Origin of the sequence: Burkholderia crassaminum (assembly GCF_964265005.1) — a bacterium.
Classification (GTDB): domain Bacteria; phylum Pseudomonadota; class Gammaproteobacteria; order Burkholderiales; family Burkholderiaceae; genus Burkholderia.
This window is the reverse complement of the sequence record NZ_OZ183800.1, coordinates 3330250-3344851: the sequence shown is the minus strand read 5'-3', so window position 1 is coordinate 3344851 and position 14602 is coordinate 3330250. Positions and strand designations below refer to the sequence as shown.

Sequence of the window (14602 nt, the reverse complement as noted above, 5' to 3'; positions counted from 1 at the left end):
ACTGATTCTGAACGATCAAATTCGACGCCATTTGTGCTCAGCCCGTTGACAGCTCCCCTCACCCTGTGATTTGATTTCGGCCATGCAAGCCGCCCAGCCCCTCTTCTCGCTACGACTACTAGCCCGTTTCTCCGGGCTGGGTCTGCGGCTGGGCGCTTTCCATCTGCTTCTTTCCTGAAGCGCCAGATTTCCCCCGCAACACTGACCTGGCCCCGGTTGTCGACCGGCGCCTGAGTTCGTCTTTCTTCCGAATCGTTCCGCTCCGTCCCCGGTCGCTCAACCGCCAAGGCTGTCGTTTGCCGTACCGCTTTGCCGCTTTGCCGTTTTCTACCGTTTCACCGCTGTGCGCGCAGCCTGCCATCACGACGGATGGCCACCGCGCCGCGGTTTCCCGACATACCGACCGAGGACCGAACATCATGATGCTGAAGAACCCCGCGACGAAGTACCGACCGTTCACGCCCGTCAACCTGCCGAACCGCATATGGCCGACGCGCACGATCACGCAAGCGCCGATCTGGATGAGCACCGACCTGCGCGACGGCAACCAGTCGCTGTTCGAGCCGATGGACGCGGCGCGCAAGATGCGGATGTTCAAGATGCTGGTCGCGATCGGCTTCAAGGAGATCGAGGTGGCGTTCCCGTCGGCGTCCGAGACCGACTTCAACTTCGTGCGCGAGCTGATCGAAGGCGGCCACATTCCCGACGACGTGACGATCGAGGTGCTCACGCAGGCACGCGACGACCTGATCGAGCGCACCTTCGACTCGCTGCGCGGCGCGAAGCGCGCGATCGTGCACCTGTACAACGCGACCGCGCCGGAATTCCGCAAGATCGTGTTCGGCCTCGATCGCGACGGCGTGAAGACGCTCGCGGTGAACGCCGCGCGCACGATCAAGCGTTTCGCCGACGCCGCGACCGACACGCATTTCACGCTGCAATACAGCCCGGAAACCTTCACGGCGACCGAGCTCGATTTCGCGAAGGAAGTCTGCGACGCCGTGTTCGACGTGTGGCAGCCGACGCCGGAGCACAAGGCGATCGTGAACCTGCCTGCGACGGTCGAAGTCGGCACGCCGAACTTCTACGCGGACCAGATCGAATGGATGCACCGCAACCTCGCGCGTCGCGATGCGCTGATCGTGTCCGTGCATCCGCACAACGACCGCGGCACCGCGGTCGCGGCGGCCGAGCTCGCGGTGATGGCCGGCGCGGACCGGATCGAGGGCTGCCTGTTCGGCAACGGCGAGCGCACCGGTAACGTCGATCTGGTCACGCTCGCGCTGAACCTCTACTCGCAGGGCGTCGATCCGGGCCTCGATTTCTCGCAGATCAACGAAGTCGCGCGCACGTCCGAGGAATGCACGCAGTTGCCGATCCATCCGCGCCATCCGTATGTCGGCGACCTGGTGTTCACCGCGTTCTCCGGCTCGCATCAGGACGCGATCAAGAAAGGCTTCGCGGTGCAGAAACCCGACGCCGTGTGGGAAATGCCGTACCTGCCGATCGATCCGAGCGATGTCGGCCGCACGTACGACTCGATCATTCGCGTGAACAGCCAGTCGGGCAAGGGCGGTATCGCGTACCTGCTCGAGCAGAGCTATGGCGTCGCGCTGCCGCGCCGCCTGCAGGTCGACTTCAGCGCGGCCGTGCAGCGCCTGACCGACGACAGCGGGCTCGAGGTGACGAGCGCGCAGATCTGGTCGCTGTTCCAGCAGGAATACGTGGAAGGCGATGCGCCGCTGCGTTATGTCGGCCATGAGCTGACCGAGCGCGACGGCCGCGAGTCGATCGTGCTGACCGCCGACGTGCACGGCGAGCGCCGCGTGCTGCGCGGTGAAGGCAACGGCCCGCTCGACGCGCTGATGCACGCGCTGCGCACGCCGCTGCGCATCCAGCACTACGAGGAGCGCGCGTTGTCGCAGGGCGCCGATGCGAAGGCGATCGCGATCGCGGAACTGTCCGGCACGGGCGTGCGCGGCAGCGCGTTCGGCGTGGGCATCGACGCGAACCTGACGACCGCGTCGATCCGCGCGGTGATCAGCGGCGTCAACCGCGCGTATGCACGCGCGGACGAAGCGGCGCAGGCGACGTTTTTTGCCGCGCAGCCCGCGGTGAGGGCCGTCGCGTAAGCGGCGTCGTGGTGGCCGCGCCGGCGGTGTCCGGCGCGGTCGCGTTGTCGCCTTCGCCGTCATCGCCGCGGTTGCCGCTGCGCGGCCCGGCAAGCGCGGCACGCAGCTCCACCTTCATGAAATCCACCCACGCGCGCGTCTTCGCGTCGAGATGCCGGCGTGATGGATACACCAGAAACACACCCACTTCCTCCGCCCGGTAATCGGGCAGCACACGCACCAGCGCGCCTGAACGCAGCTCGTCGTCCGCGACGAACTCCGGCAGCAGGCCGATTCCCGCGCCTTCCCGTACCGCGATCGCGAGCGATGCCGCGACGTCGGTTGTCATCGTCGGCTCGAACGCGACCGTTTCCGGATCCGCACCGCGCGTCAGCGTCCATTCGCGTGCCGGGTAGGCGGGCGCAACCAGTTGCAGGCAGCGATGCCGAGCGAGTGCGCGCGGCGTATCCGGCATGCCGTGATGCGCGACATACGCGGGCGCGGCGCACAGCACGCTGCCGATCCGCCCGACGTCGATCGCGACCTGATCGGAGCTCGGCAGGTTCGGCATCGCGATCACGGCGACGTCGTAGCTGTCGCGGATCAGGTCCGGCACCTGCGGCGCGAGCGTCAGGTCGACGCTGACGTCCGGGTAGCGCGCCTGGAAGCGCGCGACGAGCGGAATCACGAAACGGTTCGCGATGCTGGCGCTGCAGTGCGCGCGCAGCCGGCCATGCGGATGCAGCTGTGCGCCGCGCGCTTCGCGTTCGCTCGCATCGACGGCGAGCGTGATGTCGCGTGCACGCGCCAGATAGCGTTCGCCGGCTTCGGTCAGGCACATCGAGCGCGTGGTGCGGTTCAGCAGCCGGATGCCGAGATGCGTCTCGAGCGACGCGATCGTGCGGCTGACATGCGCGGTGGTGAGGTTGAGCCGTTTGCCGGTTTCGGTGAAGGTCCCGGCGTCGGCGAGCGTGACGAAAACCTGCATGCTTTGAATCAGATCCATCGGCGTGGCGCGAGTGTCGTGCGATGCCGTCACTGTAGCGAGCGGCCCGTCGCGCCGCGCGCGCAGGTCTGCGATCGATCGTCGCGAAACGGACAATGCGGTTCAGCGCCGCCGGAAGTATTCGCTGGGCGGCACGCCGAGTGCCTTGCGGAACATCGCCGCGAACGCGCTGGGGCTGTCGTAGCCGTGTTCGAGCGCGAGTTCGAGAATCGGCGTGCCGGCCGCGAGGCGCGGCAGGCTCAGCAGCAGACGCGCATGGCGGCACCACGCGCCGTGCGTCATGCCCGTCTCGCGCTTGAACGTGCGTGCGAGCGTGCGTTCGTTCATGTGCGCATCGCGCGCCCACGACTGCAGCGTGACGGCCGACGACGGGTCGTTGATCAGCTGCGTGCACAGCGCGGCGAGTGCCGGATGGCGCGGCATCGGCACGTGCAGCGACAGCAGCGGTGCGATTTCGATTTCGTCGAGGATCAGCGCGAGCACGCGGCCCGCGCGATGCGAAAGATCGTAGTCGGCCGGCAGTTCGCACGCGGTCACGATCAGTTCGCGCAGCAACGTGCCGACCTCGATCACGCGGCACTCGCCCGGCAGGCTCGGCCGCACTTCGCGCGCGACGAACACCGAGCGCATCTGCACGTCGCCGGCCATCCGGATCTCGTGCTGGGTGCCGCCCGGCACCCACACCGCGCGCCCGGTCGGCACGACCCAGCTGCCGGCATCGGCATGCACGAGCATCACGCCGGAAATCGCGTGAATCAGCTGGCCGTGCCGGTGCGAATGCGGCGGATACAGGACGCCGGACGCCGCGTCGGACACGGCGACCGCGATCTGCTTGTGCTTGTCCTTGCGCTCGAGCGCGCTGAAAAATGGGTCCACTTGTCCTTTTCTCGACGACGAATGCGCTTTGCGCGCGAGATCGACTGAATGGGTCGAAATTACCATAGGCCCATCGTTTGTTCGACTGCCACTGCACGATGCGCACCTCGCTCCTTGCTTCGCTTTCCTTCGATTTACCCGTTGCCGCCGCGTTTTGCGCGCCGCGCATTGCCGCCACGCTGCTGAGCGCGGCGACGCTTGCCGCCTGCTCGGTCGGCGCGCCGTATCGCCCGCCGTCGATCGATGCGGCACATCACGCGCCGTTCGACGCTGTGGCCGATGCACCCGTCGCGTCCGGCGGCGCGTTGCCCGATCGCTGGTGGCAGCTGTTCGACGATCCGGCGCTGGACGCACTCGTGCGCGAAGCGCTGGCGCAAAACCGCGATCTCGCGGTGGCCGCGGCACGCGTCGCGCGTGCGCGCGCCGTGCTCGACGAAGCGGGCGCCGCGCGGTTGCCCGATACGACAGCGGGCTTTGGCGTCGACTACGGCAAGCACGCGCCCGACCAGATCGTCGCGAGCGCGAAGGGCACCGATGCGCGCACGCGCTGGGGCTTCGCGCCGTCGTTCGCGCTGTCGTGGGAAGTCGATCTGTGGGGGCGTGTCGGCTATCTCGTCGATGCCGCGCGCGCCGATTCGGAGGCCGTGCAGGCTGCGTCGGATGCGATGCGCGTCGCGGTGGCCGCCGAGACGACGGCCGCCTATGCGCAGGCGTGCGCGTACGGCGAGCGGATCGACGTGGCCGAGCGCTCGGTCGCGATTGCCGACCGCCTCGCCGCGCTGACCGCGCGGCAGCGCGCGCATGGATTGGTATCCGACCTGGAAGTCGCTCGATCGCGCGCGTTCGCCGACGATACGCGTGCCGAACTCCCGGCGCTCGCGGGCGCGCGCCGCGCCGCGCTGTATGAACTGGCGGTGCTGACCGGACACGCACCCGGCGCGATTCCCGATGCCGCCGCGCGTTGCCGTGCAACGCCGGCGCTGGCGCGACCGTTTCCGGTCGGCGATGGTGCCGCGCTGCTCCGGCGCCGGCCCGACCTGCGCGAAAGCGAGCGCCGGCTCGCCGCGTCGAACGCCCGGATCGGTGCCGCGACGGCCGAGCTGTATCCGTCGATCGTGCTCGGCGGCTCGGTGAACTGGCTGTCGACGACCGGCGATCCGTCGTCGCTCGGCGACAAGTACGCGATCGCGTGGGGCGTCGGGCCGCTGATTACCTGGCGCTTTCCGAATCTCGCAGCGAGCCGCGCGCAGCTCGCACAGGCACGCGCGTACGACGCCGCCGCGCGCGCGTCGTTCGATGCGCAAGTGCTGCGCGCGCTGAAGGAAACCGAACAGGCGCTCGCACGATATGGCGCGGAGTGGCGCCACAAGGCCGCGCTCGAAACCGCGCGTGCCGAGCATGCCCGCGCTTACCGGCTCGCCGAACTGAACTACGACGCGGGCGCGCTGGATTTTCTCGGCGTGCTCGACGCGCAGCGCAGCCTCGTTTCGGTGGATGCGGCGCTGGCCGCGTCGACGCAGCAGGTCGCGCTCGATCAGGTCGCCGTCTTCAAGGCACTGGGGGGCGGCTGGCAGCGTTAGGGCACGTTCCCCTGTTTTGGAAAAATTCGTTCGTGGGGCCAGCGCAAGCCCGCTATTAGCGTGAACAGGCCCTAACCGGCCGTTCGCAAATCCGCACGCACTCTCAACCATTCCGATTCCGATCATGAGCACCACAGCCGTACCCGAGAAATCCGCCCGTTTCGCGCGGCGCCACTGGATCGCCGCCGGCGCCTTCATCACCGTCATCGTGCTTGCCGGGTTCGGCTGGCGCTGGTGGACGGTCGGCCGCTTCATCGAGCACACCGACGATGCGTACGTGCGCGCCGACATCGTGACCGTCAGCCCGCGCGTGGCCGGCTATGTCGCACGCGTGGCCGTCGACGACAACCAGCCGGTGAAGCGCGGCGACGTACTCGTCATGCTCGACGATCGCGACTATCGCGCGAAGTTCGACGATGCGCAGGCGGCCGTCGCCGCGGCCGACGCGACGCTGCAGGCCGAGGAAGCCGCGGCCGCGACGCTCGATGCGCAGGTCGGTCAGCAGCGCAGCGTGATCGAGCAGGCACAGGCCGATGCGGCCGCCGCGCGTGCCGAGGCGACACGACGCGACGCGGACGCGGCGCGCTACAAGCAGTTGCTCGCCGAATCGGCCGCCAGCGGGCAGCGCTGGGAACAGGCGCATGCCGATGCGCTGAAGGCGCGCGCGGAACTGGCTCGCGCCGGCGCGGCGGTGCGCGCGCAGGACGACCAGCAGACGGTGTTGCGCCGGCGCCGCGCGCAGAGCACGGCGGCGATCGAGCAGGCACGTGCGCGGCTTGCGGCGTCCCGCGCGAAGCTTGCGCTGGCGCAGCTCGATCTCGAGCACACGGTGATCCGCGCGACACGCGACGGCACGATCGGCCAGCGGGCGGTGCGCGCGGGCCAGTACGTCGAGGTCGGGATGCCGCTGCTCGCGGTCGTGCCGCTGCGCGACGTGTACGTCGTCGCGAACTTCAAGGAGACGCAGCTCGGCGCGATGCGCGACGGGCAGCCGGTCGAGATCGACGTCGATACCTACTCGGGCCGCACGCTGCACGGCCGCGTGCTCGGGCTCGCCCCGGGCTCGGGCGCCGAATTCGCGCTGCTGCCGCCTGACAACGCGACCGGCAACTTCACGAAGATCGTGCAGCGCGTGCCCGTGAAGATCCGCCTCGATGCGCCGCCGTCGGGCCTCGTGCTGCGGCCCGGCATGTCGGTGATCGCGCGCGTCGATACGCGCGGCACACCGGGGGCCGGATCGTGACGGCCGCGGCATCACCGGCTGCGCAGGCCGCGCACGACGAAACCGTCTCGCTGCGCGCGTGGGTCGCGGTGCTCGGCGGCGTGTTCGGCTGCTTCATGGCGGGGATGAACGTGCACGTGACGAACGCGTCGCTGCCCGACATCCGCGGGTCGCTGGGCGCGAGCTTCGAGGAAGGCTCGTGGATCTCGACCGCGTACCTCGTGGCAGAGATCGTCGTGATTCCGCTCACCGGCTGGCTCGTGCAGGTGTTCTCCGCGCGCCGCGTGCTGCTCGTCGGCGCGTGCGGTTTCCTCGCGTTCTCGATCGCGTGCTCGGTTGCGCCGACCATTTCGTCGATGATCGTCGCGCGCGCGCTGCAGGGCGCGTTCGGCGGCGTGCTGATTCCGCTGTCGTTCCAGCTGATCGTCACCGAGCTGCCGCCGTCGAAGCATCCGCTCGGCATGGCGCTGTTCGCGGTCGCGAACAACGTCGCGCAGGCGGCCGGGCCGTCGCTCGGCGGCTGGCTCACCGACATGTATTCATGGCGCTGGATCTTCTATCTGCAGATTCCGCCCGCGATCGCGCTGATCGTGGCGATCGCGTGGGCGATCCGCCCGGTGCCCGTGCAGTTGTCGAAGCTGCGCCAGGCCGACTGGTTCGGGATCGCGACGATGGCGATCGGCTTGAGCGCGCTGCAGATCGTGCTGGAGGAGGGCGGGCGCAAGGACTGGTTCGCGTCCGGCCTGATCGTCGAGCTGTCGATCGTCGCGGTGGCGGGGCTCGTTGCGTTCGTCGCGATCGAGCTGCGGCGCAAGGAGCCGTTCATCAACCTGCGGCTGCTCGGCCGCTACAACTTCGGGATCGCGAGCCTGATGCAGTTCCTGTTCGGCGCGGTGGTGTTCGGCGTCGTGTTCCTCGTGCCGAACTACTTCGCCGAACTGCACGGCTACAGCGCGCGCGACATCGGCCTCGCGATGATCCCGTACGGGCTCGTGCAGTTCGTGATGTCGTTCCTGACGCCGCCGCTGATGCGCCGCACGAGCCCGCGCACGACGATCGTGCTCGGCTTCGCGCTCGTCGCGGCCGGCTGCCTGATGAACATCCACCTGAGCGCCGATGCGGCGGCGAACGTGATCGTGCCGTCGCTCGTCGTGCGCGGGATCGGGCAGTCGCTCGTCGTGATCGCGCTGTCGGTGATGGCCGTCGACGGGATCGAGAAGGCGCAGCTCGGTTCGGCGTCCGGCGTGTTCAACATGGTGCGCAACGTGGGCGGCGCGATCGGCATCGCGGTGGCGAGCCAGATCGTCGTTGAGCGGCAGAAGCTTCACGCGATGCAGATCGGCGAGGCCGTTTCGCCGTTTTCCGAGGCGTTCCAGGAGCGCATGGCGACGCTCGTGCGGCTTCTGTCGCGCGTGCATGTGCCGCGTACCGATGCGTTGCCGGGTTCGGCGACCGGCGGCGTGCACGAGCTGGCACTCGCGCTCGTGAACCAGCGCGTGATGCGCGAGGCGTTGTTGATGGCGTACAGCGATACGTTCCTGATCGCGGGTGTCGCGATGGCGGGATGTACGGCGGCGGCGTTCGTGCTGAAGGGGAAAAAGAAAGCGTGATGGGGACAGACGCCTGAGATTGAAGCCTGATATACCTGACAGGCGAAGAATTCCTGCAATGGGCGTATCTTTCACCCGGCGCAGGCGGGACGACCCGCCTGCGGCCGATATCGTGAGCCGGGCCGGCGCATGTCGCCGGCCTGTCGTTCGTGGTGGCCACGGACGCCGGGGTCGCGCAGATCCGCACTTCATGCCGGCTGCTCTCCGTGGTCCTTGTCCATTCAACCGGCCCGTTGACGGGCCCATCGCGAGGAAAGCGTCATGACGAAACCCGATTCCCTGAAAGGCGACATCAAGGAGCAGGCCCAGGAAGCCGACCGCCATAACCTGGCACGCCCCGCCGTGAACGGCGCATTGTGGGCGCGCGGATTGACGACGCAGCGGGTGGCCGACCTGTTCAGGACGCAACGGGGCCTGCCGGGGCACTGGATGCAGGTTCAGAACGAGGTCAACGCCGGGAACCGCTATTTCTATGGCGTCCAGAACGGCCACGAGACGACCGACGAAGGCAAGGAGCTGATCCGCTGGATCGCCGATGCGGTGATCAGCGCCGCGCAGCGCGCGGAGTTCGATTTTCCGTTGCAGCAGCTTCAGTTTACGGCCGATACGGGGTGGCTGAAGCTGCAGCGCGTGTCGGGGCGTGTGATGGTGTTGTCGCGGCCCTGACCATCAGGTCCGGGGCATCGTCGAAACCGGGGCGCTTGGTACGTTGCCGGTGTGTCGAGGATGCCTGCTGCGAGCCGGCACGGCGCTCCCGCTCGCCTGTGACGGGCATCCGGCGGCGGCCGGGCCCGGCCGCCACACACATGACCTTTCGTTCATTCCGCCGGCCGTCAGACTGAAACCGCGATGCCTGCCGAATGCGGTGGCCCCGCAGGCCGCACCACGATTTCCACATGCTGGCCCAACGACGCCAGCGTCTGCATCAGCAATTCCAGCGAAACGTTCCGGAGCCTTTCGCGTTGCTCGGGCGTGACGACCGGCCGGGCCATCTCCGCGAGGGCCGCCGCCTCGTCTTCGCTCAGGCCGCGCGAGACGATCAGTGCGTTGACCTTCAGTACGAGCGCGGACTTGGCCGACAGCGCTCCCGCGTCATCGAGGTCGAAGTCGGCCGGCGAGGTGTCGGCACGTTGGCGCGAGTCGTTGCGATTCATTGCGCGCCTCCCGTGATCACCGAAAACTTCGGCCGCGGCTGCGGCTGCGGTTGCGCTGTTGCGCGATCGACATCCTTTCCGGAATCGTCGCAGTGCCCGTCTTCGATCGGCGTGATCACCAGCCGCTTGTGCGTCACCTCGACCTGCAAGCGTTGCTCGGGTTCGAAACCCGCTGCGTCGATCCAGCGGCCGGACAGCTTCATCCACAGATGGAGGGCCGGCGGTGCCGTGTCGGTGAGCCTGAGGTGCGGAACGACGCGGCGAGTGTGAAAAGACGTTCGAGGGGGCACGAAACGATCAGGAAGACGAACCGGTGCGTTATGATTCGCGTCAGCCATGACTGACTCCTGTACAGAGTGGGTTGTGGTCAGCGGCCCGCAGGTGTGAGTGCACCCGCGGGCCGCGCTCGTTTACGCAGCGGATTTCGATCGGCATCCCGTCATATGTTTTGCATGACGAAATGACATGACATTCCACGCGAAAACGTGCAATCACTCTAGCCGAGATCGGTCGCTGTCAGGTGCTGGTCCGGAGCGTCGTTGTCGACACGAACGGTCGCGCCGATGTCTTGCATGCTTGCTGCGAAACGATTCCCCGGCGATTGCGCAGGCGGGCCGCGTCGTCACTTTATTGCCGATATGTCAGAAAGCGTGTCGGTCGAATGCTCCGATTCGCCGGCCACGCGGCGCACGAGGATGCCATTGGTGTCGTGCAGGTGCCGCCCGAACGTGCGCGGGAACGCCGCCGTGCTTTCCGCCACGCCGGGCGCGACTCATGCGTGCAGTGCGTCCATCTGCAAGCGTGCGTTCGCGAGTCCCGCCTCGAAGCCGTGCGGCTTCATGTCGAGCCCTTCCGCGTAGACGAATTCCACGTCGGTGATGCCCATCAGGCCGAGCACGGCACGCAGGTACGGCGTGACCGCATCGGTTTCCTGGCCGACGTGCATGCCGCCTCGAGAGCTGAACACGATCGCGCTGATGCCTTCGACGAGCCCCACCGGGTAGGTCTCCGTGTACCGGAACGTGACGCGTGCGCGCGCGACGAGGTCGAACCAGTTCTTCAACTGGGTCGGCACGTTGAGGTTGTACATCGGCGCGCCGATCAGCAGCAGGTCGCTGCCCTTGAGCTCGGCGATCAGTTCGTCGGACAACACGATGGCGCGTTGTGCGCGCTCGCTCGGGTTGGCTGCGCCGCGCAGCGCGTGAAACAGTTCGCTGTCGAGCATCGGCAGGTCGGTGTCGACGAGATTGCGCACGATCACGTCGTCGGCATGGCCGTTGGCCTGGCGCTCGGCCAGGAACGTATCGATCAGCGCGCCGGTTTGCGACTGACTGCCGTTGATGCTGGATTTGAGGACGAGGATCCGGGCCATGCGGGGTGCTCCGTTGCGATTGTGAAGACTGGAATCGATCCTAGCATCCACTTTTTATCGCCAAAAGCGATAAGATCGACGCACTGTGTCGCGTATTTATCCCCAATCGCATGCGAAACAACCTGAAGGGCATCGACGTCTTTGTCGCCGCGGCGGAAGCGAGCAGCTTCGCGCAGGCCGCCGACAAGCTGCACATCACGCGCTCCGCGGTCGGCAAGAGCATCGCGCGCCTCGAGGAGCGGCTGGGCGTCGTGCTGTTTCAGCGGACGACGCGCAGCCAGAGCCTGACCGACGAAGGCGCATTGTTCTACGACCATTGCCTGCGTGCGATGGAGCAGATCCAGGCGGGCGAGGCGCTGCTGGAAACCGGCAAATGGCAGATGAAGGGGCGCCTGCGCGTGTCGATGCCGACGCTCTTCGGTCATCTTTGCGTGGCGCCGATCCTGATCGAACTGGCGAAGGCGCATCCCGAGCTCGATCTCGACCTGTCGTTCAGCGATCGATCCGTCGACCTGGTCGAAGAGCGTTTCGACCTGGCGGTTCGCGTCGGCACGTTGCCGAACAGCAGCGGCCTGGTGGCGCGTCCGCTGGGCGAGCACCGGATGGCGTTCTGCGCGTCACCGGCGTACCTGAGCCGTTGTGGCGAACCCGCGACCTATGAAGAACTCGAACGGCACAAGGCGCTGGCCTATACGCGTTTCGGCCAGGTGCATCGCTGGCCCGTCATCGTCGATGGCCAGCGCGTGGAATTGCAGCCGGCCGTTCGCCTGCTGTCCGACGACCTGAGCGCACTGATGGATGCGGCCGTTGCGGATCTCGGTGTCGCGTGGTTGCCGTACTGGCTGGTGCGCGACGCGTTGCGCGGCGGCACGTTGCGGGAGTTGCTGCCCGATCGGCCGGGCGTGATCTTTCCGATCCAGGCGGTCTGGCCATACACGCTGCATCTTCCGCTGAAAGTCCGGGCCGCCGTCGATGCGCTGCTGGAACATCTCCCGGCCCGGCTGGCCGTGGTCGAGGCGCGGATGTGACGAAGCGATGCCCCGGCCTGTTCACGCTAATAACGGGCCCGCCTCGAGAATGAATTTATCCAGACAGGGGAACGTGCGTTGCCGGCCGCATTGCGGCGTCGCGCGCTACTGTCCGAAGCGGTCGGCCACGGCGTCCTTCAGCCGTGCGGCGGTGATCTCCCCCATGTGCGATTCGACGAGATTGCCTTTCGCATCGAAGAAGAGGGTCGTCGGCAGCCCGCGCGAACCGTAGGCCTGCATCGCGTGCAGCGTGCGATCGAGCAGCACGTGATCGAACCGCAGCCCTTTCTGTTCGAGGAACGCGCGCACGGCTTGCGCGTCTTCACCCTGGTTGAGCATCAGCACCGTCATCCCCGGATGATCCTGCTGCGCTTGCGCCAGGATCGGCATTTCGCGCTGGCACGGCGGGCACCACGTGGCCCACAGGTTCACGACGACGGGCTTGCCCGCGAAGCGCTGCACAGGCACCGGCGTGGCGTCGAGCGCTTCGAGCTGCAACGCGGCAAGCGGCGGCGCGCTGTGCTGCAACGTGGCGAGCGTGCCCTGCGCGATCCCCCATGCGGCGAGTCCCGCGAGCATGCCGGCCATCACCGGGCGACGCAGCGCGGGCAGGCGGCGCAGGCGCCAGCCGGCAAACACCAGCGCGGCCGCGAGGCCGATACGCCAGTCGAAACCGCCATCGCCGAGCGCGACGATCGATCGCGGCGCGCTCGCGTAGTCGCGCCACCATTGCGCGACATAACCGATGCGTGCGGCGAGCAGCCCGAGCAGCAGCACGTCGAGGATCAGGCTCGGTGCGGTCTTGTGATGCCCGTCAGGCGGGCGGCGCTGGACGAAACGCGCGACGAGCCACGCCAGCAACGCGGCGGCGGCTACCGCGATGACGCGGATCGAGAAGGGACCGATGCTCAGCATGAAAGGAAAAGGGTGGGTGTGATCGAGCGGGGCAAGAGAGGGGATTGTCCGCCGCGGTGATGAAGCTGTCGACGGGTGTGCGGCGTTTCGACCGGCCGTTACGTATGAGGGTTCCCATTGCGAACGTAACGGCGTATTGCGAGTTCGATGTGCGCGGTTGCGTCAGGACTGCGTGATTTTCATGTGGACGGGCAGCGAATCAGACAGGTCAGATGGTCGGCCACAGATCGTTCGACAACAATACGTATGCCGGTCTGGCTTGGTGTCCATCCGGTATCCCGAACAGGGATCTCTCCTTGACGGCCGCTCCCCCGCGAGCGGCCGATTTTCTTATCGTCGTGCATGGGGGGAATGCCTTGGCGGCGACCTGCTGACGCTCGCGCGCAACCCCAGCCTATGGGGGTTCGGGCTGATCGTGTTTGGCGGCTATCACCTGTCATGGGCGACTTTCAGCATCTCGCCGTACCTGCAGCAGGAAGGCGTCGGCATGTCGATCGTCGCGGCGGGGTTCATCGCGTCGCTGAAGCTTTGGATGCTGCTGATCGGCGGCATCGTCGGCGGCTTCGTCGGCGATCGTTTCGGCACGCTGAACGTGCTTGGCGCGGCGTTGTTCTGCGCGGCGCTCGCGTTCGTCGCGCTGATCGTGTTTCCGTCGTTCAACCAGATTGTGCTGCTCGCGGGTGCGGTGATCGTGATCGGCCTGCTGACCTATGCGGTGCGCGGCCTGTACTGGAGTGTGCTCGAACGCTGCGACGTGCCACCGCGCGTCACCGCGCGTCACCGCGCTCGCGATCGGTATCGTGTCGCTGCTCGGCTATTTGCCGGATGTGTTCCTGCCGCTGTTGAACGGCTGGCTGACGACCGCGTATCCGGGGATGCACGGCTATCAGCTGTATTTCGGGTATGTCGCGCGCCTGTTGCTGAAGGGCATGCTCGAACGCGCATCGGCGTGACGGAAATCGTGACGATCGAAAAGTGTGTCGCCGTCGCATCGCCGCCGGCGGATGCACGCCACCGCTACCGCCCGACGAGCCGCACATCCGCGGCCGGCCGGGCGCCGGGCATTACTGCGTCTTCGTCTGCGTGGCGTTCGCCTGTTGCGCGTCAGCCGCCGGTTCGAGCGTCGTCAGTGTCTTCTCGGTGAACTTCTCGTACAGCCAGTTCAGGCGCGTATCGTCCATGCCGCCGGCGATGCCGCCGAGTGCGTACGAAGCCGACACCTTGAAGCGGTCGATCTGATGATTGTCGGCGTCGACGAGCGTCACGGTGCCGTCGACATGATCGTTGCCCGCCATGAAGCCGAACATGACGGCCGAGAAGCTCGAGCGCACGCGAATGCCGCTGACTTCCACGTTCAGGTGCATCGCGTCGGCCGAATCCGCCGTTGCCAGCAGCTTGCGTGCGGCCAGTGCGCTTTCGATTTTGCCCTTCAGGTTCTCGGGGCTGAACTTCAGGTTGTCTTTCAACGCTTCCTGGGCGGCGTTGTCCAGCGTCACTTTCACGATGACGGGCTTCGTGCCGAATTTCGGCGTCGATACTGTTGCGATGGCCCCCGCCGGATCGCTGGCGTCGCGTGTCACGCTGCTGGCGCAGCCCGACAGGAAGCCGATCGTCACCAATGCCAGAGCGGCATGACGGAATACAGATTTCATGATTTGGTCTTTTTTAGTTTGGGTTATTTGAGATGGCTCTGTGGCCGGGCGGGAATCTAGCACAGGACAATCCGGT

14 protein-coding genes are annotated in these 14602 nt (G+C 67.0%); 7 read left to right on the top strand and 7 right to left on the bottom strand.

Translation table 11 applies throughout. The features are described 5' to 3' along the window. Positions 1–422: 422 nt before the first annotated feature. The gene (gene leuA / locus ACPTTF_RS32040; RefSeq protein ID WP_423369923.1) at positions 423–2132 is read left to right on the top strand and encodes a 2-isopropylmalate synthase; all 1710 of its coding nucleotides are present in this window, start codon (positions 423–425) and stop codon (positions 2130–2132) included. On the opposite strand, the gene ACPTTF_RS32035 is transcribed toward leuA, so the two are convergent. Continuing rightward, positions 2050–3117, bottom strand: a complete 1068-nt coding sequence (locus ACPTTF_RS32035; RefSeq protein WP_423369669.1) for a LysR family transcriptional regulator — start codon at positions 3115–3117, stop codon at positions 2050–2052. The genes leuA and ACPTTF_RS32035 overlap by 83 nt on opposite strands. Before the next feature lie 102 nt (positions 3118–3219). Continuing rightward, positions 3220–3993: an AraC family transcriptional regulator gene (locus ACPTTF_RS32030; RefSeq protein WP_423369668.1), complete on the bottom strand. Its 774-nt coding sequence runs from the start codon at positions 3991–3993 to the stop codon at positions 3220–3222. A gap of 98 nt (positions 3994–4091) precedes the next feature. Between ACPTTF_RS32030 and ACPTTF_RS32025 the strand changes: the two genes are divergently transcribed. From ACPTTF_RS32025 to ACPTTF_RS32010, 4 genes are all read left to right on the top strand, one after another. Next, positions 4092–5573: an efflux transporter outer membrane subunit gene (locus ACPTTF_RS32025; RefSeq protein ID WP_423369667.1), complete on the top strand. Its 1482-nt coding sequence runs from the start codon at positions 4092–4094 to the stop codon at positions 5571–5573. A 124-nt stretch (positions 5574–5697) separates the two neighbouring features. After that, on the top strand, positions 5698–6816 hold the full coding sequence (locus tag ACPTTF_RS32020) for an HlyD family secretion protein (RefSeq protein ID WP_423369666.1): 1119 nt from the start codon (positions 5698–5700) through the stop codon (positions 6814–6816). Beyond that, positions 6813–8405, top strand: a complete 1593-nt coding sequence (locus ACPTTF_RS32015; protein WP_423369665.1) for a DHA2 family efflux MFS transporter permease subunit — start codon at positions 6813–6815, stop codon at positions 8403–8405. Before ACPTTF_RS32020 ends, ACPTTF_RS32015 begins: the two co-directional genes overlap by 4 nt. A 261-nt stretch (positions 8406–8666) precedes the next feature. Beyond that, positions 8667–9071, top strand: coding sequence for a peptide ABC transporter ATPase (locus ACPTTF_RS32010; RefSeq protein WP_166955416.1), 405 nt, complete (start codon positions 8667–8669; stop codon positions 9069–9071). Between the two features lie 167 nt (positions 9072–9238). On the opposite strand, the gene ACPTTF_RS32005 is transcribed toward ACPTTF_RS32010, so the two are convergent. The 3 genes from ACPTTF_RS32005 to ACPTTF_RS31995 form a co-directional block, all read right to left on the bottom strand. Continuing rightward, positions 9239–9559 carry a helix-turn-helix domain-containing protein gene (locus ACPTTF_RS32005; RefSeq protein WP_166955414.1) on the bottom strand — a complete coding sequence of 107 codons (321 nt, stop codon included), beginning with the start codon at positions 9557–9559 and terminating at the stop codon, positions 9239–9241. Beyond that, positions 9556–9897, bottom strand: a complete 342-nt coding sequence (locus ACPTTF_RS32000; protein WP_423369664.1) for a SymE family type I addiction module toxin — start codon at positions 9895–9897, stop codon at positions 9556–9558. The genes ACPTTF_RS32005 and ACPTTF_RS32000 overlap by 4 nt, the downstream gene beginning before the upstream one ends. A gap of 434 nt (positions 9898–10331) precedes the next feature. Next, on the bottom strand, positions 10332–10931 hold the full coding sequence (locus ACPTTF_RS31995; RefSeq protein ID WP_423369663.1) for an NAD(P)H-dependent oxidoreductase: 600 nt from the start codon (positions 10929–10931) through the stop codon (positions 10332–10334). 110 nt (positions 10932–11041) lie between these two features. Between ACPTTF_RS31995 and ACPTTF_RS31990 the strand changes: the two genes are divergently transcribed. Next, on the top strand, positions 11042–11959 hold the full coding sequence (locus ACPTTF_RS31990) for a LysR substrate-binding domain-containing protein (RefSeq protein ID WP_423369662.1): 918 nt from the start codon (positions 11042–11044) through the stop codon (positions 11957–11959). Between the two features lie 105 nt (positions 11960–12064). Here ACPTTF_RS31990 and ACPTTF_RS31985 read toward each other — a convergent pair whose 3' ends face one another. Next, positions 12065–12874: a TlpA family protein disulfide reductase gene (locus tag ACPTTF_RS31985; protein WP_423369661.1), complete on the bottom strand. Its 810-nt coding sequence runs from the start codon at positions 12872–12874 to the stop codon at positions 12065–12067. 181 nt (positions 12875–13055) lie between these two features. Here ACPTTF_RS31985 and ACPTTF_RS31980 point away from each other — a divergent pair, with 181 nt between their 5' ends. Further along, positions 13056–14018, top strand: coding sequence for a hypothetical protein (locus ACPTTF_RS31980; RefSeq protein ID WP_423391197.1), 963 nt, complete (start codon positions 13056–13058; stop codon positions 14016–14018). On the opposite strand, the gene ACPTTF_RS31975 is transcribed toward ACPTTF_RS31980, so the two are convergent. Then, positions 13939–14526 carry a DUF4410 domain-containing protein gene (locus ACPTTF_RS31975; RefSeq protein WP_423369922.1) on the bottom strand — a complete coding sequence of 196 codons (588 nt, stop codon included), beginning with the start codon at positions 14524–14526 and terminating at the stop codon, positions 13939–13941. The genes ACPTTF_RS31980 and ACPTTF_RS31975 overlap by 80 nt on opposite strands. Positions 14527–14602: the final 76 nt, after the last annotated feature.